Source organism: Pedobacter sp. AC402 (assembly GCF_979252805.1).
On the sequence record NZ_CEEDAI010000009.1, the window covers coordinates 1,039,577 to 1,064,299 of the forward strand.

Genomic DNA, 24,723 nt, shown 5'->3' on the forward strand with positions numbered 1-24,723 from the left:
GCCAATTGCAAACTGTCCTGTTTGGATAATTTTCTACCTTTTCTTTGATACCAGGTAAACCCCATGTTAACCCTTGACTTTACCTATCCTCTCACCTTTTGCTTACTATTGGTTAACTTTTGCTTACCTAAAGGGTAAAGAAAAGGTGAATATAGGGTACAGCAGAAGTAAGCCTAGAGATATGTTGATAACCATAACAAATAATCACCCTTTGAAAATAAAGCCAAGCCAATTTAACATATTAATAATACATCACTATCTAATTAAATTTGGTTTTATAATCCGATTTGGCTACCTTCGTTTAATCATTATTACGGAGAAAGTATAATTATAACATTTAAAACCATCTATATCGAATGATGATAAAACCAATTCTTTTTAAAAACAGCACCATTTTTTTTCTATTTGTTTCGTGCCTATTTTTAGCACAATCTTGCCGTAAGAATAACGATATACCTAATTTACCTGAAAAGACTGATGGTGGAACCAAAAAAGTAACAGCATCATACACTTTTTTACGTAAAGAAATTATAGATTTTAAGGCCTACAGGGGTTCTGACCAGGGAGGTATTGAAGTTTCAAATCAGGAGAAACCTGAATCCTTTTGGAATTCCACAAAATTAGCCGATTACTTTTATAATACATTAACCGTTACAAAAGACAGCATTTCCGAAACACCTTTTGAATATGAGATTAATAATTTCAAATATGAGTTAAGGAAAGATAGCGTTTACCGATGGAACCGATATGCCGATTTCTGGGAATTTTATGGCATAAAAAAAAGCGACACCATAGAACACTATGTGTGCTTTTACAGTTTCCAAAAACATACTCCGCCATCCATGGTTGGAGAAAACGGACACAACTCTGGTGAAGTAAAATACTTCCGCTATTTTAATAACAATCAATATCTCTTTAAAAGCCCCGCAGAGATGAAAAACAGGAATGACGAGATTGCCTGGTATAACATAAAATATATATTCGTTAAAACCAAATAACATTTCGAATTCAGCAAACATTAAAGCTGATTTACAATGGCGTACATTGTTTAAGAAGATAACAGAGATTTAAGAGCTTTTATGAGTAGCCCAAACAAATAAAAGCACTGATATAAAAGCTATTAAAGGATATTTCACATTTAATTTCACTGAAAAGAAATTAAGTCTTATATTTGCAGCTCCAAAAAATAACCATATAAATATTTGTCTTGCATCACAAATATTTTGACCCGGCGGGGTAGCTCAGATGGTTAGAGCGCAGGATTCATAACCCTGAGGTCGGCAGTTCGATCCTGCTCCCGCTACCGAATCGGCAAAAGAGGCATAATCCAGAGATAATTCTGGTATGCCTCTTTTCTTTTTACTGATAAGTTGCTGAAAATAAGCTATATACAAAAACACTAAATTTATTTCAGTGGTTCGAACTTTATCATTTTTCTTATCATAACTCATACCACTAGGGAACAGTAATGTTTGGAGTTGTTGCTTAGTATGGTAATCACCAGAAAGCCAGTTTAAAGGTAGCTGAGTGGCATATTCTATAGCCAACCTAACACATTTTAAAAGGTTCGAACTTTTATTAGACAGGATGAGCAAATTCCGCTCAATTTCTCTTTTTCGTCCGAATATTTCTCATGGTACTTTGTGTAAAGTTCCTGACTTATATCTTCTTCAATATATCTTTCCTCTAATCGCTCCACCTTCTTCTTCACTTCTCTGTGGCTGTTCTCCAACTCTAATAGATCCGCTTGCTTATTTTGAGTCAACTGGTTAAATGTTGCAGCAACCTGCTCAACCAATAGTTCTATATATTCCTTGGCAATGTCAATTTTAAAGAAATCAAGTATGTCTGCAAATCTGGAATTAAGAGAATCAGCATTTTTGTTATTACAGCAAGCTTTGGTTTTGCATTTATAATAATGTATATTCTTTTTGCGTGCGAGGTAGCCACTCAACGGCTTCCCGCATTCGGCACATACCATAAAGCGCTTCAAAGGAATGTGCACATTTTCTTCATTTAGTGAAAAACCATGGGGAATCTTATCTAGCATACCGTTAACCTTTAAGAAAAGTTCCCTGCTAATTAATTTCTCGTGATTGCCCACAACCACTTGTCCCTCCAACATATTGTGCACCATCAAGCCACAATAGAATGGATTTCTAAAGATTTCTGAGATTCGCTGATGAATCAATTTTAGTCCTTTAGCCGCCAACCTATCGCGAATTACCTCATTTGACACATTTTCATAAGCTTTCCATTCAAAGGCCTGACGAATGAGCCTTCCCTTCCCATTTATAACAATCTGCCTTTTGTTCTTCGATCTGTCAATCTCAAATCCTAAAGGGGGATTAGTCGGCCAATCACCACGCAGTAACATCTCTTTTATACCAGCACTACATTTTTGCTTTCTCAATTGATTGTCAAACTCGCCAAACAGGAACAACAACTTTTGTTGCATCTGACCCGAAGCACTCGAGGTATCAATAGGTTGTGTTACGGAAATTATTTCTATACCTAAGCGCCTCAATTCTCCGCTAAGCCAGATTGAGTTGTCATTTCTTGAAAACCTCTCCAGACTATACACTAAGATAGAAGATATTTTTCCTTTGAATTTTTTCACGAAAGAAAGCATGGCGGTAAATTGCTTTCTCTCATCGTTCTCAGCGCTTTCGTAGGTTCCCCCAAACTGAGCGGCAATATTAAACCCAAATTTCTCTGCGTATAGCATACATGCCTTCAATTGGGTTCCCAGGCTTAAATTATCAGCCTGCTCTTTACTACTAACCCTTGTATAGATAACGCATTCCAAGCTTTTGGAAACTTTTTTATTTTGTTTCCCTTTTGCAAATGAGTCGAAAAAAAAGATGTCTGACATAAATAATACTTCTTTGATTACACTATAAGATACTAATAATCAATTATTTTATCAAGTTTTTTGCTCCTTTTTTTCACTTGCATTAAAAATGATTATAGACATTTTTTTGATAGTAAGGATCACATCATTAGCCTGCTCCTCGGTAAAATGTGAAAACATTTGCTTTGAAAGCACCTCTTCTATGGTTAGATCATGCTGGCGCACAATAGTTTCTATATTTAAATCAAACTCCATATCCATGACGTTTATTTTGAGTAACAAATATTTTTAGAAAGGTATTCTGAAGAATAACAGGATTGGATAATCACAATTAATTACGCTCCTGTTAGAAATAGATGCAAATAGGTATAAACTGGGGTACATCTATCATTAATGTACTCACATTTTGAGATGAGCACATGAGTCTCCTGTTAATAATTTATCTTTGCAAATCTGAATGATCTATCGCCAAAGAATCAATTACGTCATCGCGGATCACCTCAAATCCCGCTACACGATCTGTATTGTATATCGCGACTGTTTTTGGTGGCCAAAGTTTCGGGTCGTTTATTTTATCCCAGTCAATCCCAATGCCTGACGGATAATAATCCCAGTTTTCCCAGGCTCTCTCTTTAATTAAAAGTCCGTCGTAACCCAGTACCCTTGTAAGATATTCATTACGGTTACCTTCCCAGTTCATCCCGTAGCAGAGCAGATCAGCAACCTTGTAAAAATCAGAGAGCTGGTCATCGTGCCGGTGATTTAGGTATCGCTCGGAAACTCCTGCGCACAGCAAAATACTCCGGACGCGAGATGCGTCCAGAGCTTTGTCAGCATCCAAAATGCTGGCATCCTTACTGAGTGTTATCTTATAGATTTTGGCATATCCAAGATTATCAAACCCCGCTTCACCGTTCAGTCTTGACTTCTGGAGTACGAGATGGCTAAAAAGGCAGGCGGCGTCCTCACTTATTGAAGTATAAAATGCATTTCCCAAAGTGAGAGCATTCCAGCCAACTCCTTTACCGGACTGGATGTTTATTTTCATACCGTCCAGTCCAAGCGAACCATGATAAAGTGCCAGCAATTCTGGGTTTATTTCCTTTACTTTCAAACTCCAAATTCCGTCTTTAGGTCTATCGGGTAGTTAGCTGTTAGCACCTCCGTCTTGCTTTTCTGCTTTCCTCCTTTTGCATTAACGGAAACCTGTTGCTTTACCGACCATTGATGCCAGCCATGTTCTTTGGCATATTTTTCCAATATTGGAGATGGGTAGGAAGAGAGCAAAAACTTGCCTTTTATTCCGGCCAGTAAAAAAAGAAGGGCTTCAAAATCCCCTTCAGAATAACCGTCATAGTGACCACAGTCAGAGTTGTAGTAGGGCGGATCACAGTAAAAGAAACTATCTGCGGTATCGCGGCTTGCGATGATGTAAAGCGCATCTGCGCATTCTATCTGGCAGTTCTGGAGCCTGATAGCCATTTCTTCAACAAATCCTTCTTTCTTGGAATTTATTTTTTTTGTTGTGGTATTACCTGATTTATCATATCCCCAACTGCTGTCAAGCTGCGAAGAAAAGCTCTGTGATGAAGTCAACCAGACTGCCCATGCCCTTTTTACCTCCGAAAACATATCCGGATTGTTATAGATCACCGAAGCCTTTCTGTGCAGATCCCTGGAATGAAGAGAGATCCTGATCTCCTTTTCTAGTGAAGTAAAATCCTCCTTCGCTACCCTATAAAAATTCATCAGTTCTTTATTGGTATCATTAATTACCTCAACCTTTGATTGTTCTTTAGCAAAGAATACCGCCGCGCCACCAATAAAAGGCTCACAATAAAGCACATGCGGCGGAATTACCGAAACAATGCGCCTGGCTAATTTTTGCTTACCCCCATAATAGCTTATGGGGGTTCTTAATTTTAGTTTGGTCATAAATTCTAATACAAGTCGTCAATGCTTAAATCAACTTTTTCACCCTCAATCATTACCGACACCCTGCACTTGATATCGGGCGTAGCCATACTTTCTACCTGAAAGCGCTTGCCGTTTAAGTTATATAGCAGGTGATCTTCCTTAAGATCAAGGGTAACCCATCCGCTTGCGCGGATGCGGTCTATCTTAGCTAAAAGCTTTCTCATTTTTTCTTTGCTGTTACAAAAGATTATCTTCCTATTTCCTCGCTTTGGGAGGTATCACCATCCCGCTGGTTTTCCCATGGAAACCGCTCTTCTGTATTGCTGGCATCGATTTCGCTTTTTTGGGAAGTTCTTTGCTCAGCGGAGGCCGTGCTTTCTTTTTGCTCTTCTTTTTTAGGAAAGATTTCATCCTGGCGGATAATGGCCATGTTCTTATCATAAACATCAAGTCCCTTAAACTGGGGATTCGCGGTTACCATTACAGCAACGGCTTTCTTACCCACCATCATCTCGGCCGGTGCCAGATGGCCACTTCTCAGCATTTTCATCATACCATCCTTTCCAAGTTCAGTAAGACCCTTGAACGGATATTTGTCTATGGCATCAGATAGCTCAAACTTGAATTCGGGGTAGAATTTTTTCAGGGGATGATTCCCGTAGGCATCCTGAACATCAAGGTTGAGCTTAAACCAAACCTTTTTCTTTTCCGAACCCTCACTGTTTTCCAATTTGGTGTAAACATCCCGTTCAAGTGAGTTCCCAGAGAGTAGTTTATAGGCCTGTAGCACCGTAATCCGGTTGTCCCTTTCCAGATCAAAGATTTGTCTGATAGGCAAGGCACTTCCGGCCTTATTCAGAGTTACCTCATAATCGTTCAGAAAATACATATCGCTCTGCTTGGAGCGGTTGAAATTCAGCATGAACCTGACCTGATCGGAACCAATTGCAGGATTCTTTTTGGCGTTGGCAGATGTGTAGCTTTGCGTAACTCCGAGGGTAAAAGCAGGGAGTTCCCTGGAAATTGCTGATTCAAGAACATCGTTAAGTTTTGTTCCAAAGCCCAGATAATCCAGGCTCTTTTTTAGATAATCCAAATTTTGTTCATTCATAAGAATATATTATTAATTAATCAAAATAGGCTAAGCTGTCGCTCAGGCTGGGGAGGGCTATAGCCATTTTCCCGGGCGAGGTGTTCGCCAAGGGAGATTGCCAGTTCCTCGATGGACGCATATCCGCAATCCTTTAAAAAAGCAGAAAAGAGAAAATGTGACCGGTAGCCGGTACCGGATATAATATTGGAATCTGAGCGAAACTCCAGGTGTACAACGGTTGGCTCTTTTTCATCATTTCTTTTGCTGGGCCAGTTGTACACATAATTGACATTGACATCGAATCCAAATACCCGGATATCGAGACTTATATCCTGTTTGAAAATTTCTGGAATCATGGGAATGGATTTTACCGGATTTGCAAAGGCCTTAGATTAGTCCTAAATCCGGTGATCTTACAAAACCTATTAAGTGAAAAGAGTGATTCCGCACATGAAAATTCGCATGACTTAAAAGTGAAAATCACATGATGGGATAAAACCAGAAAAGTTGCGTCAAATCCTTTCAGCCATAGCGAAATCTTACAGGTTAATACGATTGCAGGCAGATCATCTCCGAATACAGTCACGAATTTCGCATTGGGGAATACCAAGCTGATGCGTATTATACCTTCCGGAAGAGCAAGAAAACCAAACGTTGCCAGCGCGGCATCCCGAAATTTGACTGAGGTAGCATCCGACAGAACTTTTAGACAATCCCTTTTTTCATAAAAAAGATAAACGGTACGGATACATATCTCTGGCAGCCCGTAAGGAATCAGGTATGCGAAACCATCGCACATAACCCATTCTCTGTCCATATTTATCTAGATATGCCATGACTATAGCCGCGGCTATACTCGTTTTTGAACTCATCGAGTTCTCTCTGCTGCAACATCTCGTCTGAAATTGCGCCATCGTTTTTTTTCAATTCCAGGAATGCTGATTCAAAGCCTAGTGAAAAGGGAGTCTGATGAATACTTGAATCCATTATGGGAGCGAGATCTTTTAATAAAAAACCCGCGGCTTTACCGTCTTTCAAAAAAGTTAAGATAAGTGCTGTACGGCTGGCTACGATCCCCTTGGGCTCACTGGCCCTATGTTGAATCATCGTCCCATCGATTAGCTGCACAATGCGTCCTAGGGCAAAATCCTTACTTTTCTTTACATCTAGTTTCTCTCCGTTGATCTGAAATGGAACCTCTACCCCTTTTGGATCATAGGAAATGAACTCCCTGGTTTCACTATCATATTCAAATACGATAGTCCTATTCGTGCCATCAGGAAAATTAATGGGTTTTGCAATATTCTTAACCTCTCCTGCGACCAGCGCATCAGCTTCAACATCCAATAAATCCGGAGACAGTTTCGTCTCCTTGTAAATAGGATGCAATTTTATCTCGTGGAGACTATCTTCATCCAGGTTTAAGGATAGCTTAGCATCCAGGCTATCAATAGCAAAAGCCTCGCTGACCAGATTCTTTAGGTTCAATAAAGAAGTTCTCCTGCCCGAAAGAAGTGCAGCAATGTCTGTGTCGTCCAATAAGTACCTGGTCCCGTCGTATAGCCCTAGCCTGGATAGCTCTGCAACGGGCAGGGCCTCCTCGATAATTATATTTTTCATAAATTCGTTTTATCTGTTTAAATCAAGATGTGATTGGTTCACAGCTTCGCCAATCTGGTTAGTGTGCTTATCATTTTGAAACTCAGCACCCATTTCGCGTTTGAGATATAAAAGCGCTGCGTAGAGTTTATCTTCCCGGCCCAATGTAAATGCATTGCCGTTCAGGCTTTCATGCATCTTCAGCCTTCCCTGTTTTAAATGGCCTAGAACCTCATAGACCGATCCGTTATATGGAATCTTATCTCCCGTGGTGAGATACCCAGAAGCTTTTCCGGGAGCAGGCTGCATCGCATTCAGGGAAACCTTTTCATTGGTAATCTCCTGCTTTCTTTCTATATCCATGATATAGCCAAGAATACGCTCGGCATCCATGGAAGCAGAAAAGATCTCAAAAGGATTGTTCTCCAGAATCGATATCCAGCTTTCCACATAGGCATAATGCTGTCCCGGGTCATGGCCTATACCAAGTTCCTGTCCAATAAGCATCGAAGCGATTTCTGCCCTGAGCTCCTCCCTGGCATAGCTCGCATCCCCAAAGCCTTTACCCATGTCTCGGTTCAACCGGTCTGGATGCCCCGTCCAGTGTCCCAGTTCGTGGAGCAGTGTAGCATAATATTTGTGGCTTTCAGAAAACCAGTCCTTGTAGGGAAGCGTAATAGCATCCCTTTTTGGGTCATAAAAGGCATTTGCGGAATATTGGTGAAAAATTACTGCGCCTGAGGAGGCAATGAGATTCTCTGCCCGCTCAACCGGTGCCCACTTGGTGCCTGGCTTTTCTCTTTCCAGTTTGGGCATGCCCTCGATCTGCGCGGCATTAAACACGTAAGCATTGCGAACAATGGCATGGGGAAGTTTCCTTGTTTCCTTTATGGGCTTTCCGAGCTCATCATGCATAACCTTTCCTGAAGCGTCGCGCCTGGTTCGCTCATCACTTGTTTTAACGAACTGGATGAGCATGGATTTCTCTCCCTTTCTCACCTGCATTCCGCTTTCCTCTGCCTGCCTGTAGGTCATCCATCTTGGATCTTCCCTACCTGCCATCAAAAGTGATAGGGCATTGATTCCCTTATATCTATTGCCGCTCTGAAAATTGTAAGGCATTAGAAGAGGCATGCCCGCTGAATCCCATGGAATCTGCCAGGGTGCGGTTCCGGCGCGGAGTGCCTCAATTACTTTCTCGGCAACCTGAACGTGCAGGGGTTTATGAACATCTTTTTTATCCATCTTGCTCTTCCTCCGTATCCGCAAAACCAATTCCGTAAACCCAGGCCTCGTCCTGATTCAGTTCCACTTCCTCTACCATGGCGAGTAGTTCCAGTTTTTGCCTTAGGGTCAAATAGGCTGAATTTTCCATAAAATTTATTTGATTAATTTTGGCTACTTTATAGTAGCGAAGAATAAAGTTTACAGGATCGATGTAGACTCCCCCGATGCGCAAACTAAAGTGCAGGTGTTCGCCAGTCACCCTACCGGTAGATCCCGTAACCGCTATAACTTCCCCAGAACGGACTTCCTCGCCCTTTCGAACCAGAATAATGGAGAGGTGGCCATATATGCTTTCAAGGCCTGAATGATCAATCCTTATAAATTTTCCCAGAATTGGATTAAAGCCTACGCCGGATACCTTTCCGGTAAGAAAAGAAAATACAGGCTCATTTCTTGCGTGAAGATCAATGCCACGATGGAAATCCGCAAAATGGGTAATAGGATGTATCCTTTTACCAAAAGCGCTATTTACCTTTATTGAATTCAAAGGCAAGGAGATTTGGGAGTAGCAGGATAGAGAAGAGCAAACAAAAATGAGAAGTACGCCTGCCGAAAGCCTAACGCTCAAAAGAAACCGCTTCGCTGACATTTATATTGTGATTTCGTGAAATATAGTCCTCCAGGGAAATCATGCTCCTTTTCATCACCTCTGGATTTTCGACAGCAATCTTCATCGCAGCAGAGATGTGACCATAATCTGAATACTCCTGTTTCATATTAATATCGAGCAAGTCTTTAAAAGTACCGGCATCCATATCCTTTACCCCAGTCATAATATCCTGATAAAGCTCCCTTTTATCCTTTAGCACAAGGAGGGCATCTGAGGAATACCTGCCAAGTGGGCCACCACCAAAGCCGACGCTAATGTTATCTTTTTGAAGATCCGCTATTGCAATTACACCTATCTGACCCTGTCTGGAAACAGGATCTGTTGTCAGCTGGGGATGTACCACCACAAGCCGGCCGGTTAATTCTTCCATAAAAATTGATTTTAAGATTGAAAAAAAATAGTTTGTTTATCTCTTCATTCCGCCTGCCATGGAGGCTTTGGGACTTTCCCCATTTTTTGGGACGGCAGCCTCGGTTCTGAATTTTTTAACCAATACCTGTATTTCATTATTTATGCGCATGAAGTTTTTACGGAGAATCTCATCCTTTTTTCCTGCGAAATCATAATACAACGGCATATCAGGGTAAGCTTTTTCCTCTGTAGCTAATGCCTCCATATCAAGATTCACCCTGCAGTTGATCGCCGAGGTATCAAATTTTCCGGTATATTCTTCTACCGCATCCGCTGCAAGCATACCAACGAGCTCTCCGGCCTTCAATGATGCGATCTTACCTGCAGGAATCAGCGATTCTAGTTTTTCCGAGAGCGACACCGATGTCTTGGTTCTATCAATGGACAAGCTCTCTGACTGTTGCTTAACTTTCCCAAAAAGCCGCTCCAGCCATTCGAGCGTTTCCTTGTTCCTTACCGAGCCAGAAAGTACATTCCCTACTACCGAGGTAATGGTGGTTGCGGTATCCTTTCCATATTGCTGCTGAAACTGTGGAAGCTCCTGGAGTCCCATGAGAACCGCTACCTTATTTGATCTGGCAGTGGCAATTAGATTTTCAATGCGGTGCACAAATAAGGTTGGCAGCTCATCGATAATCAAGGCCGAGGGCCGGTTTCCTTTAGAGTTGATAAGCCTGGTCAGCCTGTTGAGCACCACAGAATAGCAGGCGGAATTGATATTCTGTGTATTGGGGTCATTGGCAAGGACTAATATAGAGGGCTCCGCCCGGGATGAAATCTTTAAGTTGAAATCATCCGCGGAAAAAACCCAGAACGTCTCTTTAGTAGCTAAGCGGGAGATGAATACCTTTAGCGTTCCTATCTGCCCCTCTAGCTGGTTGAAAGCTTTAGCCTGCCATGCAGTGGCAAATGGAGAAAGTAAGCTCCCAAGCTCAGGATTGGAAAATAGCACCGAAAAAATCTGCTCATAACTGCAGTTCAAAAATGAAAGTACGTGCGGAAAAGTAGAATACTTCCCTCCCTGGTACTGAGAAAAGAAATAAATGCAGGAAGAAAGAAAATTTACCGCACTCTGGGTAAAGAACTGATCGCTACCACCGGATTTATCCCCTTTTTTCAAGGCTTCAACCAGGGCTTCCGCTGTTTCGCCAGCATCGGCGAGCGTTACTATGTAATCTGGTCTTAATACATTTATCCTCCTGCTTCGCTCTACCTGGGTTAAGTTGATGACATGAAAATCAAAGCCTGAGAGCCTGCCCTGCTTTTTACCCAGCAGATAATGGTAATAGGCGATCTGACCCAGGTCGGGAAACTTAAAGTCATAACAGCAGATACAGAATTCCTTAAAGATAAGCTGCCGGATAAAGGGCATAACAATGCCAAAACTCTTGCCCGAGCCCGGGGTCCCGATCAAAAGCGTTCCGCGAAAGATGTTCTCTATGTTAATGAAGCCCGAATGTACTTTCTTGCGGTAATAAAAAAGTGAGGGGATGGTAACTGCAAATGGTCCGTTTACAGGCTTTCTTGCCTGCATAAAGGATTCTTCTTCGGTATTCCACTTATCCTTACCTAAAGAAGAGCTGATAATCTTGGAAACATTATCCATCGCTAGGTGCACCAGGATCGTACCTATCAACAATAAAAAGATATACCCGATATCCTGCCAGCTGGTCAGATAAAAAACCGCAGTCCCCTTTTCACCAAAAAAAAAGATACTGGCCGCCATTAAGACTAATCCCAACACGAGCGGATAAATGATCGCTGTTTTAGCATCAAGATCTTTTTCTTTTTTGCTCAGTGTCCCGATTGAAACCAGCGAGATAAGCAACAACGAGAAAAACCGGCTATAGAGCGGGTGCTGGTAAATAATAATCCGTGACATGCGCACTAGAAACCTGGCGAGCCCGATTTTCTCTGAACCTAAATCAGTTAACAGCTTAGTTGCATAGACAAACATGAGCACATCTAGCAAAAGGGCTAGATAAATGGCAAACTGAAGGAAGCGGTGCAGGCTCTGTTGTTCCTTGCTTTCTTCCATAATGAAACATTAAAAGGTGTCGGCGTTTAGGATATCGGAGTAACTTAATGAAGCGCGAAGATTTCTTCCGGAAATCTGCTTTTCCGATAATTCAATACTGAATTCCTTGTCACCGGGAAAGGTGGTTTTTTTAATGAAATAAATATTACGATAGGATTTCGAAAATCTTTCAAAGGGATAAAGCTGAAAAACCGGCTTTAATTCTATGGACTGGACATTGGTGGATTTATTGATCTTTCTGTCCGCTATCTTAAACCTGAGCTCGTCGACATCAAAGGTGAGATTTGTCGAGTTATGGAAGCTAAGGTCAAGAAGGATGCAATCGCCAAGGGTATAAACCCGGTTTACCACCAGTGATATCCCGAAAGCTGATTCTTTTTTAATTCGGGAATCCCCTCTGCGCTTTAGCAGGGAAAGCGCATTGCTCTTCATTTCGTTCTGTGATAATCCTATCCCCGAAATATCAATGGATCTCATATAGGTTGGCAGGATATCGATTTGTGTGGAAACCAGCTCGGGACTAGCAGGCGATAAAAAGGAGAGTCTGTATTGTGCAATAAAGGTTTCTCCGACAATGGTAACCAGGCCAGCATCGCCGCTGGAGAAAAGAGCGGCAACAGAGTCTGGAATCGCCTTGATCCTGAGAATGTTCTTTTCCGGAAGGTCACCAATCAGCGAACTGCTGGATAGGTCTACATAGGAAATTTTCTCTGGCGAGATGAAGTGGATAGAAACTGAACCCGATATTCCGATTACCGGAATATCGGCAACGGTAACTGAGTGTGGCACTTGCGCATAAAGGGCCAGTGAGCTCAGGAAAATTTGAGCTAGGAACAATATTTTTTTCATGAAATTCTAATAAGATTGTTGTTTTCTTTTAAGCTCATTGGGATCAATGAGATAAACCTGGGTATTGTATCTGACCTTGACCTTATTGGACCGGATCAACTTGTTTACCGCTGTTGTTGTAGACTGGAACATCTTGGAAAGCACCCCCATAACGAGTTGATTGTTGTTTTCCGCCATCTGCTGTATGGTAATCCCTTGCGTGCTTGAACTGCTCATGTCCCTGGTAAATTCGCGAAAGGCGGATGATGGAACATAAATACCGGCCATTCCGTCGTTGTCATAAACCTGAAGATTTACCGGCAGAATTTCCCCGCCATGGAATACCGATGAGATCACCAAGGAAACCCTTTGGGCAGAGAAGCCTGAAATAGTTGCATAGAGGTAGGTGCCTTTAGGGATCATAAACTTGCCGGCCATGATATCATCAGTCAGCCTTATACGCAGGCGCGATCCGGAAAAGCCTGTAACATCCTGATCAATGATCGCAGAAATAGGGCGTTCGACATCTCCGGAAAGTATGGTATTGAAGCCAGCCGAAAATCCATGCGATCTTTTGACCGGAATGATCTTCTTGCTTTTGGCTTCTGCTTCGGCCAGTTTCAGAGCCCGTTCTTTTTCAATATTCTCCTTTACAGCGGGATCATTAGCTTTCCCCATACTGTCGACAAGAGCCATCTGTGCCCGAAAAAGCTGCATGGGATCGGATGGGTTTTTAGAGTTATCAACCTCCTTAGTTACCCTGTTCTCCTGCATTTTTATCTTCGACAGTGCCGAGGCGAGTGCGATGTCCTGCTCAGTTCTGGAAGGGTTCCGCGACTTTACAAAGCTCTGTCCTGCCGCAGAATATCCATGGTTTACATTTTCCGGTCTGCCTGGCAGACCATATTTTGCCTTCATTACCTGGTCAATGGAATCTAGCATATGCTTTTCCCTCAAATTGTAGGATGAGCTTATCTCTGCCAGCTGTTGGTTTTCTTCACCAATACTACCAACAGCAGTGTATCCATCGGCCTGCTTGAATTTATTTCTAAAGGCATCCAGCTTTCCCGAAAGCTCCTGGTTCCTCACCTGCTCGGAAACATTTGCCACGTTGGTCTGTAGCGAATCTCTTCCCAGGACTATTTTACCTTCTTTTCCAAAACTGCTTTTATAGACATAAAAGAAGAGAAAAAGAAAAGGCAGACAGATTATGGGAAGAGCGTACCTGGGCTTTTTTAAATCTATTTTTTTCATATAATTTAATTAATTCTTCGTGTGGCCGGCACGCTCAAGCTCGGCTACCATACTGACCATGAGCAGGCTGTCCTGGCTATTTAGCGTTTCCTTGGCCAATAAAACTTTCAGCGCTTCCCTAATTTCCAGAGTTCTTTTAAGCTTACTTACAGTTGTTCCTATTTCGCTAAGCCCACTCTCAACTTTTAGCAGTGCTTTTTTTTCTAAAGGGGCTTTTTTTGAATCCATTCTCAGCAGCGTAAAGCACAAGAGAAAGGAACTGCCTAGTAGCAGCACCATAGATGAGAAGATAACCTTCGGATATTTTTTGAAAAAACCTGATATGGAGGCCAGGAGGCGTTCGATCAGATCAGAGAACTCATTTCTGAGTTCTGAAAACACAGTTGTCTTTTTCATTGGAATGCATTTTTATCTATAGTTGAAATATCCCTGTTCTCTAATGTCTTCCATCTGGTAATTAAGACCGCGTGGGGATTATTGTCAGATCTTGTTTCAAGATCGACCAGGCTTCCCTCCGTGATAAGCGAGCGGGTGACGCTTGAACTTCTCCTGTCTATTTTCTGTGTACCATAATACCGGAAATACATTCTTTTTTCATCTAAAAAAATAGAATCGGTTCGGAGCGTGAGTACAGCAGAGGAGGAGAGAATAGAGGTGAAAAAACCTTTTTCCTTCAGATTATTATACTGAAGGGCACCACTTTCATCAATAAGGTACATGGCCTGTTTCATCTGATATTCTATGAACTTATCATCTGGTACCAGCGAAAAGAAAAGAGAATGGAATTTTGCAATATGTGCGCGATATTCTGCTGCTCTGTTTAGCTGCACATCGGTCTGTTTTGCCAGGATTGGTGTTCCCGAGGGGTCAAGAATATAAATACTTTTACGAGAATCCCTAACATATCCATAGGCAAAAAAAGAAACAACAGCGACTACCGATAGACAGAGCAAAAAACTTCCCAGCGAAAGGAATGTGGCTAGACGGATTTTGGATTCGATACTTTTTATCATCATCTCTCTATCCTCCCATTATCTGTCCAGCAACCCTGGTCATGCTTGATGCACCTCTTCCCATAGAACTTGCGGCAGAAGATACACCCGATGTGGATACTATCCATGTTGAAATGCTCGGCACGGTAAGCATGGTTAGTGCACCGATGATAAAGGTTACGATTACCATTCCAAAGGAGAGAACTCCATTGCTGGCAAACCAGCCGAGCTTTTCAAGGCTTGCCCCGCCAGTCCCAACAAGCTCCTGATAACGGGTAATTTCCGCCTCAAGTGCATAATGCTGGAAAAGGGACGCTACATACATCACCAGATATGCAATCCCTGAATAAAGGTTTACCGAGATGAACCTGGCGACCCATGTCGAAAAGGAATCCCTGAAAGCTGGCAGAATAGAGACGGCTACTGAAAAGGGGCCTAAAATAATCAGTATCGTGGAAAAGATGATCTGAATGATAAAAATAATGTAGGTGCAGACCCTGAGTATCCATATAGCGAGTGTTTCCAAAAGAGAGGTAGCCAAAAGTTGCAGACCAACCTCCAGCCGGTTTCTCATTTCCACTATCGGGTTCCAGACTTCGGAAAACCCTTCCTTTACCGAAGACTTAACAGATTCCCATGCATTTTCATACCAGGTATCCGCTTCTGTTTTTGCTGTCTGCGTCTCGGCCTGAATTTTATAGAGCTGATCAGAAACCTCTACCATGAGCTTCGCCCGCTGTAGCCTGAGATCATTGATCTCTGCCTGGCTGCCATCGAACATTGCTGAGGTCTTCTGTTCTACAACATCGGTTGGATACGCAAGGACCCGGGTAAAGATGCTCCACCATAGAATCACCATGGTCAGACCGAAAGGACGGAGCAGCGGCATAATTTCAAGCTGTTTATCCCCGGAGATCATTTCATAGCTTTTGATAGCAAAAAAGATGAGCATAAAAATTGCCGCCAGTGCCTGCGCATCTGCAATAAAGGCATCATAATGAGTCCAGATCGTACTTTTCATCTCATGCAGAAAATGCATCATCCCCTCTTCATACACGCCGTTGCCCTGAAGAAAATTAAAAGTGTCCTTGAACGAATCGGGCACTGCCTGCACAAAAAAACCGGCTGTGCCGGTTATAACATTTAAAATATCCATTGCTTATAGTTTTGATTTTTTAAGAATATCATTGGCAATCTGGATATCGCTCTTTGGGGATGCTGGTCTTTGAACTTCACCGGCCCGTAACTTCTGGACAGATGAGCGGATAGAGAGATAGGTTTTTGCCCTGGATTTCTTGGTTTCCCAGCTTGCCGAGAGTTTTCTGAATTCAGATAGCATCCTGTGGTAGGCCATTATCCTTGATCCCCGGTCTAAGGTAGTCGACCTCGCGATTTCCAGCCTTTCAAGAAGTGCACTGCTTTCCTCCCTGTACCAGTCAAACAGACCCACAGATATTATGTATTTCTGTTCTGCAAGCGAAAGGCCTGCAAGCATATCGGCATCTGCCTGATTTAATAATCCTTCAAACTCGTTGCGATAGTACATTAGCCAAAGGGGATCGGCAAAAGAAAGTGCCGAAGAATAATTGGAGGCCTCGCTCAGCGCAGTATTGCGAAGGGTATCCGCATGCAGTTTGTAGAGATTATCTGTGTTCTGCATGGCTGCTGCCAACATCAGCCGTTGCGTTTGTGGACCGAGCGGGCCAAGGGGTCTTAGATCCGTTTTGGGATAATTGGGGTGAAGCGCCCAAGTAATCCAGTAATCAGGGTTGAGCCCTAAAAATCCTGGTTTGGGCGTAAACTTATCCGCATCCCATTGCTTGAAGACCATTCGTTCCTGCTGGTAGGTAATGTGTTTGTCGGTAATTTTCTTCTGTGACCAGAGGAGCGTTGAGAGCAAACAGAGGAAAAGAAGCAAAAAAGGTTTTTTCATTGTTTTAAAAGTTTTGATTTGAATAAAATATCACTCCCGAGACGCAGATCCTGATTGATAAAGCCCTGATAGGGATTAAGCGAACGGAAGACTCCATTCATTTTTGTCCAGTACATGGATTTTTTCATGCTGAATACCAGGGCACGGATGACGCGGAGCTCTAGGGCAATTTTCTTAAGCAGCGCATCGCGCTTTTCGAAATCCATGAGGACGTTTTCGCCTTCCTTCAATACAAAAGCAGAGACTTCTGAAAATAGGTTTATCCCCCTATCTTTTACCTGGCGGGAAACGTCTTCTGCAAAAAGCAGCAGATGGGGATCTGATTTGGCGATATCAATCATCCCGGCACTTTCCGATGAAATCTCGGCAACCAGTGAGCCGATCTGTCTGACCGCGATTGCTGTTTTGAGCCCCTGATCAACTTCTCTTAAGGAAGACAGGATTAATGACTGAACCATAACGACCGCGCCCAGATTGAGATTAATATCCGAAAGGCGGTTGTTGATCGTATTTAAATAACTGTTATACGTATTTTCAGCTGCCAGACGTACTGCTCCATTTTCATTTACGATATTAAAATGCCCGCGGTCAAAAACTAGCCTTTGAGCTTTACTACAATAATGACCAATCAGCATTAAAAAAATTAAAATAAGCAATTTCATAACATCAGTTTTTTAGGATATCTTTTTTTCGCAGGATTTCATCTACCAATTTTTTATCGGTATTGATAAATTCTGAGAAAGGGTTTAGCTGATTGAAGACCTTTTTTCTTGAAGAATATTGAAGGGTTACCGCCAGTCCTCTGGATGCCCCGGCTATCAGGCGGAGTTCAGTGAGCACATGGGAAAAAAGCATTTTGCGGTCGCTCTGCTTCATCTGGTTGATGTCCTGCATAGAAAGAGCAAGTCCGTACAAAAAATTCAGCAGTGCATGTGCCCGATCCCCCATATCCAGCTCTGCCTGTATGGCCAGAACGGAAAGTATAGAATCGTCCTTGCATAAATCAAAAATCATCCCCTGGCTTTCGGTAATATCAGCAATCAATGGATAGGCTTCGATTCCGATCTGCACCGCATCAATGGCAAGTCCCAAAGTCTTGAACCGGGACTGGATATCCCTGTATTTATTCTTTAATCTTACCATCAGGGTTTTGTTTGCCTCCTCATTTGCAGTGGATCCCGCCTGCCTGTCCCTCGCATCAGACTGTTTTCCGTGTTCTGTTTTGCTATTACCCACAAGCTGGTGCAAAAGCCCGACATTCAACTGCGCATGAGCAGCTATTGATATGAAAATCATAGCCGTGAAAAATGCTGCGCTTTTCATTGCTTGAGCATCTTGGCATTCCTGATAATATCGTCCGCTATGCGTTTATCAATATTGATATATCCTGCATAAGGGTTTAGGGAATTTAAGATTCCGCGCTGCTTTGCCCAGTACATCGTACGGTACATGCCATAGGCCACTCCGCGGAGGATGGTAAGTTCTGTGACGATCCTATTGAGAAGCTTTGCCCGTTCACCGGAATCCATCAGCGCGTCCCTCCCGTCTTTTAATACAAAAGAGCTAACCTCGGTAGCAAGGTTGATCGAACGGGTTTTGAACTCCCTAGCACCTCCTTCGGCAAACAGCAATAATACCGGGTCACCAGAGGCTAGATTAATCGCCTTATTCACATCAATGACAATATCCTGAGAAATCGCATAAATATCCTTAACAGAAAGCAGAGACCTCATTACTCCTGAAACCTCAGATAAGCCTCTGTAAATAGTGGATTGAAGGTCATTTACAATTCCAAGCTGACCAGTTACCGCGAGCTGTGCCCTTTGCACAAGAGTAAGGTTGTCGCTGGTTCGGGACAGACCGCTGTTCATCACCCCTGCATGGGCAGCCGTGGCCGCAGCGGTTGTTGGGTCAACGTATATTTGTGCGGAGGCCGATTGCACGAAGATTCCAAATAAAAAATAGATGAATATTTTTCGCATAAAAATAGAATTTAACTTGTGATGGATGAATTGACTTTCTTGACAAATTCGGGAAGAGAGATTGCGCTCATTTTCATATCGGCAACGAAATGTTCCAGTCCCAGAGGATAAGAACCGTAACGCTTGACATAAGATTCGACAGCAGTCTTTTCGGGTTTTTCGGTTGTGAAGGTTAAATACTGAAAAAGCGACACTTCAACGCCATAGACCTCCCCTATACTTCCGCGCTTAATGTAAACCTCCTTGAATTTCCCGCGTCCGGCCTTATTTTCAAGCGCATTGATGGTAAATATCTTTCGCTGCTCTACCTCACTGAGCGCCAGGAGCTTTGCTACCTCTGCATAATTCCCCCTGAACTTGGATTGATCGAGCAGGCAGATGGTGTCGGAACTGGCCAGAATGGAATCCTTTATTACAGCATTTCCGATAATATCGCCCAGTTCCTGCGTCACCACAATTGGCTCTCCCCAGAATTTCCTCATCGTTTTATAGAGGTAAAGAATGTAGTTAGCCATTAGCGGAGATGCGATTGCCTTCCACGCTTCTTCCAAAATCATCGCTTTTCGCTGGCCTGTACGGTGCCTCATTTTCTGCAGTACCAAATCCATAATCACCAGCGTCACGATTGGAAAAAGAACCCTATTTTCCTTGATTGAATCAATTTCGTAGACAATAAAACGCTCTGTAAAATCTGAGAGATCAGCGCTTTCGTTGAGCAGCCTACCGTACTCTCCGCCAAGACAGAATTTTTTAAGTACATAACGGTACTCATCAAGATCGAAACTGATCTTCTCATTTTCCTTGATCTCCGAAATCTTAACGATCGAATAATGGTAGAAAGAATCAAAACACAGCGCATAATCAGCCTCTCCTAAAAAGAAGTCTGAATAGTAGGCCGAGAGTACATTTGAGAAAACCGTATCCTCAATCTGCGATACGCTTCCCTCTGCACCCTTTAAAAGAAGTCCGATAAGTGTTTTGAGGAAATCCTTCTTTTCGATGTTATATTCTGCTTCAGAAATAAGAAAGGGATTCATCGTGATCGGATTCTCCTCGGTATAGGTGTAATACTTTCCTCCAAAATAATTGCATAGCCCGGAATAGGAATGTCCTACATCAACGATCACGATGTCGTAATTATAAAGCATATACTGTTCAAGCAGGCTGTTCATAAAAAAGGATTTACCAGTACCAGAGCTGCCCAGAACAAATTTTGAACGGTTGGTAATCCTGCCAGATTCCATAGGAAGATCTGCTGGATCTATGCCTACAGGGATTCCTCTCCTATCGGTAAAGCGCATGAGAAACTTGGAGGGCTCATCCCGCATCAGCCGTTCCTTGTAGAACAGGCAAAGGGCCGCATCCGAAGTGGTGAGGAACCAGTCGTATTTTTTCAGTTCCACTGCATTTCCAGGCAAGGCACTCCTAAAGAGTTCCATCTGGTTATAGGCATTCTTGGAGGGGATAATCCCCTGCTGAAATAGGGAAGCTTCAATAAAGTTACAGCTGGTATCCAGAAGTGGAAGTTCGCAGCAGACCAATAAAGAATAGTGCGCATTGACGAGCAACTGGTTTTCCCTTGCCACATCTATGAGCAACTTATCAATATCCTCCACACACATCTGATTGGCTGGATCAGGAACTCCGGAATGCCGCTTGCGTTTCAGCTGCAGTTTGTTCAGGGTAATGCCCTGGGAAGGAATTTCAATTAATTGGTTATAAACAAGACTTTCAATACCCGGAACTGATGACAGGAAAGAAAGGTTGTCCATCGGAAATTCCTGTAGTCCTTTCCCGTCGTTCGCCATTAAATATGGCCCAATGGATTCAGGCATGTCAATGGAATCGATATTGACCAGGCTCATGCAGCGGATCACCTTTTTCCCAATACCTATTTCAGTATCCCCGGCCCTTAAGTTATTGAGCGAAAAATGGTCTGAGGAGAAATCCATGGCAAGCATCCGCGAAATATAGCGTTCTATCTCACCCTGGGGCAGTACTTTTGGTGATACCGATGCTCCTTTCAATAGTTCACAGACCTTGGCAATATTGGATACAAAATCCAAAAGGGGTTTCCTGTCATAAACGTACATTGCCCTTCGTTTGACCTGACGGGTTATAACCAGATAACTAGAGTGCTCAATATATTCCCTCCCTGAAAAATGCTCATCGTATTTTTGCTGAAGCGGTTCACTTTGCACTTTCCCCTGATAAGTTCTTTTAGAGAACACATCCTGTTTCTGAATGATATACCCTTCACTCAATATCTTGATCACATTGAGAAGCAGAAGATGAAAGGCCTGGTAGCCTGCCGGATCAGCGGAATAAATAAGCACCGGATTTTCGATAGAAAGAATTACTGAAAAATCGCCTGACTCACCATAAAGAACGGAAAGTCCGCCTATCTCTTCTATTCCGGCATATGGCAGTTTAAATTCCTGTTTTCCCATAACCTCGCCTTAAATAAATACGATGAATGAATATCTCCCTGGATCTGGTCTTATCATGAAGACCGGATGCCTGCTTGGAATATGTGTAGAGGAGCCCACCGGCTATTGAAAGAATGGTTAAGAGGCCACCGATATACATATTGAGGAGCGCACCGGCTAGGCCTCCTGTGACCAGCCCAAGACCTAAGGAAGAAATGCCATAAGCAATATACTTCCCCTTGAAACCCCGATAAACAAGGGGCTTTTGAAGCCCCTTGTAAACTGGATACATCCTCATGCTATACGCCAAAGAAAGCCTTGATCACTACCGATACCAGAACCAGAAAAAGGCAGGAACCTCCCCAGCCCATAATTTCTTTGTTGATGTCCTGATCTCCGGAATTCCATTTGATGTAGACACGTACCCCGCCGATAATACCTACCACGGCACCAATCGCAAGGGTGAGTGTAGAAACCGGATCTACATAAGAGGTCAGCGAGGAAGTCGCCGCATTGATTCCTGTTGTTCCTCCCCCAGTCTGGGCGGAAACTGCCTGCACTAAACCCAATAGCGCGGCCAATGACAAAAGTCTTTTGCTTTTTCTTGTCATAAAAAAATTGATTTAAATTGAATAAAATTGTATTTACAGTCCGAAAAGACCGCGGAGGAATACACCGATGAGAGATAAAAAGAGGCATGAAAAGAACCATCCCATAACCTGCGCATCAATGTGGTGCTTGCCCATCTGCCAATTGGCATAAACCCTAAGTCCACCTAGGATTCCTGCGATTGCCCCAATAACCAGTACCAGATCCGAGAGCGAAAAATACCAGCCTTTCACCTCTGCAGAGGCGGAATAAAACTCTGAGATTCCTGGTTGAGCATTAGCGGAAAAAGTAAAGAGCAAAAAAAAAGAAGCTGACGCTGCCCTTAAAAAGAATAAAGAAAACCTCATGGAGTTTAGTAAGGTATTGCCCGCGTATGTTCGATGAGGTTGTCTTTCGCAAGGGAAAAAAGCTGTTTTAGTCCAATGCCTCCACTTGAGCTAATTGGACCTGTTGGCAAATAAGGGGCTGGTTTTTCCTTTTTTTGTGAATCCGTAGCAACAGCCTCCTCTGCTTTCTCTTCCAGGGTAATCAGCTCAGGGGTAAATGTTTGTGCAAAGAAAAGCTCGTCTTCCGGAGTTTCATTCACACCAACTCTTTGAGATAGAAAAAGATCAAAAAATAAGTTCAGTAAATAATAAACCATATATACAATAAAGATTATGGTCAAGAAATTAGTCCAGCTCATGGGTCATATTTTTTAAAGTTTGTGAAATATATTCATTTAGCCAGGGGTGGCTTTTTAAAAACTGGTGGAGGGAAAAAACAATGACCCGCGTCATATCGATATTGGATGCGGCCTTTAATTGCCTCAGCTTGCTCATTGTACGATTATCAATCCGGATAAGGATTTTCTCCTGCCCATCCATATTAAAGTCCCGCAGGGATGAGAGAAAACTAGCTAGACGCTTGGCGTTCACGGCCGTTTCTTTGGATTCAGTTTTTTTTACACCAATCCTTTCAGCGCCATGACTGGCCTGGGATTTTTCCGGCAATCCCTTTTCTTCTTGGATCCTTGATTTCAATTGATCGGCAAGGGACTTGATTTCGCTCATGTCGATATACCTTTCTTCATAAAGCTGCCATAGATAAAGTCCATTGCCGGCATAAAAACTGGAATTAAAGAGGCCGGGACATGGATGGTTCCTACCCGCTGAAAATCGATGCGGTCAGAAATACCGGGAGAAATCTTTCCAAATCTGGATAGTACCTTGTCTACCTCTTCCCTGGTTTCATACTTTACGGTTGTTTTAATCCTATTTGGCACATACACCATGGGTGATAAATTATTGATCTCCCGACATACAAGCGAAAAGAGCACTGTACTGTCTACAGAAAATTCATCATAATTAAACGGGCAGATAATGAGTTCCGCGGAACTGATAATGGGAATCAATAGATCATCGTCCATTTTACCCGGAAGATCAATGAGCACAAACTCATCCCTATTTTGGTTAAGCAGTTCCAGCAGAGCCGGGAAGTACTTAAGATCAGAGGGAATAACCTCGTAGAGGGGATCGTTCTCCAGAATTTTTGCCTTTTCAAACTTGCCTGAAATCGAAGCCTGGTAGTCCATATCCAGAACGGTAACCTTCTTTTTTTTAAGCATTGAGAGGAAATAGGCCAGTAACAGGCAGAGTGTACTTTTACCTGCTCCCCCTTTCTGATTTCCAATTAATATAACCATAAGCATAAAAATTTAACGTGTATTGGTTCTTGCTTTTTTTTGCCTGCGCCTATTCCGTCCGAGGATCTGCTCATCATCAATATCATCAGAGATATCTATATCCAAAGAGAATTCGCCAATGGATATACAATCATGCATTTCAACCTCGTCAGCAGGAAATATTGACTCTGATGGATTTTCAAGGAGCATCTCTTCCTTTGGAGAAAACTGATTTTCATAAATACCCTCCGAAATGGGTATTGACGTTTTTACTTCTTCGGTTTGGCGTAAAGTCTCCATAAATTTAGTTATGGACATAATATCGCCACCTTTAAAAACTTCCTTGGTGGAATGGTCTAAAATGGTATAGCCATATGGCGGCTTGTCACCTTTAAAATGAAATACAAACTGAAGGCCGAATGAAGAAGATAATTTTTCGCTTAACTCAGAGTTATAGAATATTACTTTTCCTTTCTCGCCACCTGGAAGATCTTCCCTGATCGCTTGAATTCTGGAATCGGTAATTGGCCTATACTTTGCAAAAATCTGTTTTAACTGTTCCTTTCTTTTCTGATCAGGTGAAAACCGGGCAATTTTTTGTTCTATTCTGGTTAAGTTTATACTGCCTACTTTTTCACCATACTTTGACAGATCAAGCGTATCCTCCAGAACTTTTAATGCATATCCCTGTCTTTCAAGCAACATCATAAACTGCGCCTTATTGGAGAAGCTGTATTGAAGTGCCCTCGTCAAAGCTTTTTCAGCAGCATGTTTCTCATCATTACCGATAAGTTTATTGAGCACCCTATAAGCCCTGATCTTCTCAAAGCTGTCCGAAATCTTTTTCCCTTCCAGGTCTATTCTTGAAGATACCATATGGATGTGATTATTCTGCGTGTCCTTGTGGAAAATGAGAAGATACGGCTGATTTCCATAACCCATGCCCTCTAGCCAGCCTTCGGCCAGTGTAACTAGTTCCCCCTTGTCCAAGCTTCTGCCCTTTGAAGATATCATTGCATGAAATTGCGGATATACAACCCTGCGGTTTCTGCTCGCTAGGGATGAGAGGTAGTTTATATAATCTCCAGGCCTGATCTCAGATAGCCCTTGCAGCGCCCCAAAACCGGAAACCTTTACCAGTTCTCCCTTATTTTTTTCAACTTTATTGGTATTATACCTAATTGCCCTAAAAGTCTTTGATTTCCAAAGAATTTTTACAATCAT

The 24,723-nt window shown here is 42.6% G+C and carries 30 protein-coding genes and 1 tRNA gene; 2 read left to right on the top strand and 29 right to left on the bottom strand.

The annotated features are described in order from the left end of the window. Positions 1–356: 356 nt before the first annotated feature. Positions 357–998, top strand: a complete 642-nt coding sequence (locus tag AC0IWE_RS15295; RefSeq protein ID WP_471793742.1) for a hypothetical protein — start codon at positions 357–359, stop codon at positions 996–998. Positions 999–1,230: 232 nt separating this feature from the next. Further along, positions 1,231–1,303 (top strand) — tRNA-Met (locus tag AC0IWE_RS15300). A 255-nt stretch (positions 1,304–1,558) separates the two neighbouring features. Here AC0IWE_RS15300 and AC0IWE_RS15305 read toward each other — a convergent pair. The 29 genes from AC0IWE_RS15305 to AC0IWE_RS15445 form a co-directional block, all read right to left on the bottom strand. After that, complete coding sequence (locus AC0IWE_RS15305; protein WP_471793743.1) at positions 1,559–2,875, bottom strand: recombinase family protein; 1,317 nt, start codon at positions 2,873–2,875, stop codon at positions 1,559–1,561. Between the two features lie 51 nt (positions 2,876–2,926). Beyond that, positions 2,927–3,109, bottom strand: coding sequence for a hypothetical protein (locus AC0IWE_RS15310; RefSeq protein WP_265857057.1), 183 nt, complete (start codon positions 3,107–3,109; stop codon positions 2,927–2,929). Between the two features lie 184 nt (positions 3,110–3,293). Then, positions 3,294–3,968, bottom strand: coding sequence for a hypothetical protein (locus tag AC0IWE_RS15315; protein ID WP_471793744.1), 675 nt, complete (start codon positions 3,966–3,968; stop codon positions 3,294–3,296). Then, a complete protein-coding gene (locus AC0IWE_RS15320) occupies positions 3,965–4,789 on the bottom strand; it encodes a DNA adenine methylase (RefSeq protein WP_056095006.1) in 825 nt (274 codons plus the stop codon). Before AC0IWE_RS15320 ends, AC0IWE_RS15315 begins: the two co-directional genes overlap by 4 nt. Before the next feature lie 5 nt (positions 4,790–4,794). Next, entirely contained in the window at positions 4,795–4,995 is a 201-nt protein-coding gene (locus AC0IWE_RS15325) for a hypothetical protein (RefSeq protein ID WP_056095008.1), read from the bottom strand. 23 nt (positions 4,996–5,018) lie between these two features. Continuing rightward, positions 5,019–5,882 (bottom strand): hypothetical protein, encoded by an 864-nt coding sequence (locus AC0IWE_RS15330; RefSeq protein WP_056095011.1) that lies wholly within the window; start codon positions 5,880–5,882, stop codon positions 5,019–5,021. Positions 5,883–5,902: 20 nt separating this feature from the next. Next, positions 5,903–6,220, bottom strand: a complete 318-nt coding sequence (locus tag AC0IWE_RS15335) for a hypothetical protein (protein WP_056095014.1) — start codon at positions 6,218–6,220, stop codon at positions 5,903–5,905. 463 nt (positions 6,221–6,683) lie between these two features. Then, positions 6,684–7,484: a DUF4099 domain-containing protein gene (locus AC0IWE_RS15340; protein WP_471793745.1), complete on the bottom strand. Its 801-nt coding sequence runs from the start codon at positions 7,482–7,484 to the stop codon at positions 6,684–6,686. A 9-nt stretch (positions 7,485–7,493) separates the two neighbouring features. Next, the gene (locus tag AC0IWE_RS15345; RefSeq protein WP_471793746.1) at positions 7,494–8,708 is read right to left on the bottom strand and encodes an ArdC family protein; all 1,215 of its coding nucleotides are present in this window, start codon (positions 8,706–8,708) and stop codon (positions 7,494–7,496) included. Next, the gene (locus AC0IWE_RS15350; RefSeq protein WP_197413307.1) at positions 8,701–9,237 is read right to left on the bottom strand and encodes a M23 family metallopeptidase; all 537 of its coding nucleotides are present in this window, start codon (positions 9,235–9,237) and stop codon (positions 8,701–8,703) included. The genes AC0IWE_RS15345 and AC0IWE_RS15350 overlap by 8 nt, the downstream gene beginning before the upstream one ends. A gap of 70 nt (positions 9,238–9,307) precedes the next feature. Next, positions 9,308–9,730, bottom strand: coding sequence for a hypothetical protein (locus tag AC0IWE_RS15355; protein WP_056095029.1), 423 nt, complete (start codon positions 9,728–9,730; stop codon positions 9,308–9,310). Between the two features lie 36 nt (positions 9,731–9,766). Continuing rightward, positions 9,767–11,809 (bottom strand): type IV secretion system DNA-binding domain-containing protein, encoded by a 2,043-nt coding sequence (locus tag AC0IWE_RS15360; RefSeq protein WP_471793747.1) that lies wholly within the window; start codon positions 11,807–11,809, stop codon positions 9,767–9,769. A 9-nt stretch (positions 11,810–11,818) separates the two neighbouring features. After that, positions 11,819–12,658, bottom strand: a complete 840-nt coding sequence (locus tag AC0IWE_RS15365; protein ID WP_056095036.1) for a DUF4138 domain-containing protein — start codon at positions 12,656–12,658, stop codon at positions 11,819–11,821. Between the two features lie 6 nt (positions 12,659–12,664). Continuing rightward, complete coding sequence (gene traM, locus AC0IWE_RS15370; protein ID WP_056095039.1) at positions 12,665–13,891, bottom strand: conjugative transposon protein TraM; 1,227 nt, start codon at positions 13,889–13,891, stop codon at positions 12,665–12,667. Positions 13,892–13,900: 9 nt separating this feature from the next. Then, entirely contained in the window at positions 13,901–14,287 is a 387-nt protein-coding gene (locus tag AC0IWE_RS15375; RefSeq protein WP_056095041.1) for a hypothetical protein, read from the bottom strand. Then, the gene (gene traK / locus AC0IWE_RS15380) at positions 14,284–14,907 is read right to left on the bottom strand and encodes a conjugative transposon protein TraK (RefSeq protein ID WP_056095045.1); all 624 of its coding nucleotides are present in this window, start codon (positions 14,905–14,907) and stop codon (positions 14,284–14,286) included. Before traK ends, AC0IWE_RS15375 begins: the two co-directional genes overlap by 4 nt. Positions 14,908–14,911: 4 nt before the next feature. Beyond that, on the bottom strand, positions 14,912–16,039 hold the full coding sequence (locus AC0IWE_RS15385; RefSeq protein WP_056095048.1) for a TraJ family protein: 1,128 nt from the start codon (positions 16,037–16,039) through the stop codon (positions 14,912–14,914). A 3-nt stretch (positions 16,040–16,042) separates the two neighbouring features. Further along, positions 16,043–16,816, bottom strand: coding sequence for a hypothetical protein (locus AC0IWE_RS15390; protein WP_056095051.1), 774 nt, complete (start codon positions 16,814–16,816; stop codon positions 16,043–16,045). Next, positions 16,813–17,478 carry a hypothetical protein gene (locus AC0IWE_RS15395; RefSeq protein ID WP_471793748.1) on the bottom strand — a complete coding sequence of 222 codons (666 nt, stop codon included), beginning with the start codon at positions 17,476–17,478 and terminating at the stop codon, positions 16,813–16,815. The genes AC0IWE_RS15390 and AC0IWE_RS15395 overlap by 4 nt, the downstream gene beginning before the upstream one ends. Positions 17,479–17,482: 4 nt before the next feature. Continuing rightward, positions 17,483–18,139, bottom strand: coding sequence for a hypothetical protein (locus AC0IWE_RS15400; RefSeq protein ID WP_056095057.1), 657 nt, complete (start codon positions 18,137–18,139; stop codon positions 17,483–17,485). Beyond that, complete coding sequence (locus AC0IWE_RS15405) at positions 18,136–18,798, bottom strand: hypothetical protein (protein WP_056095060.1); 663 nt, start codon at positions 18,796–18,798, stop codon at positions 18,136–18,138. The genes AC0IWE_RS15400 and AC0IWE_RS15405 overlap by 4 nt, the downstream gene beginning before the upstream one ends. Before the next feature lie 11 nt (positions 18,799–18,809). Beyond that, positions 18,810–21,248, bottom strand: a complete 2,439-nt coding sequence (locus tag AC0IWE_RS15410) for a TraG family conjugative transposon ATPase (protein WP_471793749.1) — start codon at positions 21,246–21,248, stop codon at positions 18,810–18,812. Then, entirely contained in the window at positions 21,229–21,519 is a 291-nt protein-coding gene (locus AC0IWE_RS15415; protein ID WP_471793750.1) for a DUF4133 domain-containing protein, read from the bottom strand. The genes AC0IWE_RS15410 and AC0IWE_RS15415 overlap by 20 nt, the downstream gene beginning before the upstream one ends. Positions 21,520–21,526: 7 nt before the next feature. After that, on the bottom strand, positions 21,527–21,838 hold the full coding sequence (locus tag AC0IWE_RS15420) for a DUF4134 domain-containing protein (protein ID WP_056095071.1): 312 nt from the start codon (positions 21,836–21,838) through the stop codon (positions 21,527–21,529). A 33-nt stretch (positions 21,839–21,871) separates the two neighbouring features. Beyond that, positions 21,872–22,183, bottom strand: coding sequence for a DUF4134 family protein (locus AC0IWE_RS15425; RefSeq protein WP_471793751.1), 312 nt, complete (start codon positions 22,181–22,183; stop codon positions 21,872–21,874). Between the two features lie 5 nt (positions 22,184–22,188). Then, complete coding sequence (locus tag AC0IWE_RS15430) at positions 22,189–22,521, bottom strand: hypothetical protein (protein WP_471793752.1); 333 nt, start codon at positions 22,519–22,521, stop codon at positions 22,189–22,191. Beyond that, entirely contained in the window at positions 22,508–22,888 is a 381-nt protein-coding gene (locus AC0IWE_RS15435; protein ID WP_471793753.1) for a hypothetical protein, read from the bottom strand. Before AC0IWE_RS15435 ends, AC0IWE_RS15430 begins: the two co-directional genes overlap by 14 nt. Further along, positions 22,885–23,520, bottom strand: coding sequence for a ParA family protein (locus AC0IWE_RS15440; RefSeq protein ID WP_131538523.1), 636 nt, complete (start codon positions 23,518–23,520; stop codon positions 22,885–22,887). The genes AC0IWE_RS15435 and AC0IWE_RS15440 overlap by 4 nt, the downstream gene beginning before the upstream one ends. Before the next feature lie 12 nt (positions 23,521–23,532). Beyond that, positions 23,533–24,723: a relaxase/mobilization nuclease domain-containing protein gene (locus AC0IWE_RS15445; protein WP_471793754.1), complete on the bottom strand. Its 1,191-nt coding sequence runs from the start codon at positions 24,721–24,723 to the stop codon at positions 23,533–23,535.

Coding starts and splice junctions, on each gene's coding strand:
- traM (WP_056095039.1), bottom strand. CDS start 13,891: ATGAAAAAAATAGATTTAAAAAAGCCCAGGTACGCTCTTCCCATAATC.
- AC0IWE_RS15435 (WP_471793753.1), bottom strand. CDS start 22,888: ATGAGCGAAATCAAGTCCCTTGCCGATCAATTGAAATCAAGGATCCAA.
- AC0IWE_RS15410 (WP_471793749.1), bottom strand. CDS start 21,248: ATGGGAAAACAGGAATTTAAACTGCCATATGCCGGAATAGAAGAGATA.
- AC0IWE_RS15325 (WP_056095008.1), bottom strand. CDS start 4,995: ATGAGAAAGCTTTTAGCTAAGATAGACCGCATCCGCGCAAGCGGATGG.
- AC0IWE_RS15395 (WP_471793748.1), bottom strand. CDS start 17,478: ATGAAATTGCTTATTTTAATTTTTTTAATGCTGATTGGTCATTATTGT.
- AC0IWE_RS15320 (WP_056095006.1), bottom strand. CDS start 4,789: ATGACCAAACTAAAATTAAGAACCCCCATAAGCTATTATGGGGGTAAG.
- AC0IWE_RS15420 (WP_056095071.1), bottom strand. CDS start 21,838: ATGACAAGAAAAAGCAAAAGACTTTTGTCATTGGCCGCGCTATTGGGT.
- AC0IWE_RS15335 (WP_056095014.1), bottom strand. CDS start 6,220: ATGATTCCAGAAATTTTCAAACAGGATATAAGTCTCGATATCCGGGTA.
- AC0IWE_RS15425 (WP_471793751.1), bottom strand. CDS start 22,183: ATGAGGTTTTCTTTATTCTTTTTAAGGGCAGCGTCAGCTTCTTTTTTT.
- AC0IWE_RS15360 (WP_471793747.1), bottom strand. CDS start 11,809: ATGGAAGAAAGCAAGGAACAACAGAGCCTGCACCGCTTCCTTCAGTTT.
- AC0IWE_RS15310 (WP_265857057.1), bottom strand. CDS start 3,109: ATGGAGTTTGATTTAAATATAGAAACTATTGTGCGCCAGCATGATCTA.
- traK (WP_056095045.1), bottom strand. CDS start 14,907: ATGATGATAAAAAGTATCGAATCCAAAATCCGTCTAGCCACATTCCTT.
- AC0IWE_RS15405 (WP_056095060.1), bottom strand. CDS start 18,798: ATGCGAAAAATATTCATCTATTTTTTATTTGGAATCTTCGTGCAATCG.
- AC0IWE_RS15330 (WP_056095011.1), bottom strand. CDS start 5,882: ATGAATGAACAAAATTTGGATTATCTAAAAAAGAGCCTGGATTATCTG.
- AC0IWE_RS15340 (WP_471793745.1), bottom strand. CDS start 7,484: ATGAAAAATATAATTATCGAGGAGGCCCTGCCCGTTGCAGAGCTATCC.
- AC0IWE_RS15390 (WP_056095051.1), bottom strand. CDS start 16,816: ATGAAAAAACCTTTTTTGCTTCTTTTCCTCTGTTTGCTCTCAACGCTC.
- AC0IWE_RS15355 (WP_056095029.1), bottom strand. CDS start 9,730: ATGGAAGAATTAACCGGCCGGCTTGTGGTGGTACATCCCCAGCTGACA.
- AC0IWE_RS15400 (WP_056095057.1), bottom strand. CDS start 18,139: ATGAAAAGCGCAGCATTTTTCACGGCTATGATTTTCATATCAATAGCT.
- AC0IWE_RS15375 (WP_056095041.1), bottom strand. CDS start 14,287: ATGAAAAAGACAACTGTGTTTTCAGAACTCAGAAATGAGTTCTCTGAT.
- AC0IWE_RS15415 (WP_471793750.1), bottom strand. CDS start 21,519: ATGTATCCAGTTTACAAGGGGCTTCAAAAGCCCCTTGTTTATCGGGGT.
- AC0IWE_RS15440 (WP_131538523.1), bottom strand. CDS start 23,520: ATGGTTATATTAATTGGAAATCAGAAAGGGGGAGCAGGTAAAAGTACA.
- AC0IWE_RS15430 (WP_471793752.1), bottom strand. CDS start 22,521: ATGAGCTGGACTAATTTCTTGACCATAATCTTTATTGTATATATGGTT.
- AC0IWE_RS15385 (WP_056095048.1), bottom strand. CDS start 16,039: ATGGATATTTTAAATGTTATAACCGGCACAGCCGGTTTTTTTGTGCAG.
- AC0IWE_RS15295 (WP_471793742.1), top strand. CDS start 357: ATGATGATAAAACCAATTCTTTTTAAAAACAGCACCATTTTTTTTCTA.
- AC0IWE_RS15365 (WP_056095036.1), bottom strand. CDS start 12,658: ATGAAAAAAATATTGTTCCTAGCTCAAATTTTCCTGAGCTCACTGGCC.
- AC0IWE_RS15345 (WP_471793746.1), bottom strand. CDS start 8,708: ATGGATAAAAAAGATGTTCATAAACCCCTGCACGTTCAGGTTGCCGAG.
- AC0IWE_RS15305 (WP_471793743.1), bottom strand. CDS start 2,875: ATGTCAGACATCTTTTTTTTCGACTCATTTGCAAAAGGGAAACAAAAT.
- AC0IWE_RS15445 (WP_471793754.1), bottom strand. CDS start 24,723: ATGATTGTAAAAATTCTTTGGAAATCAAAGACTTTTAGGGCAATTAGG.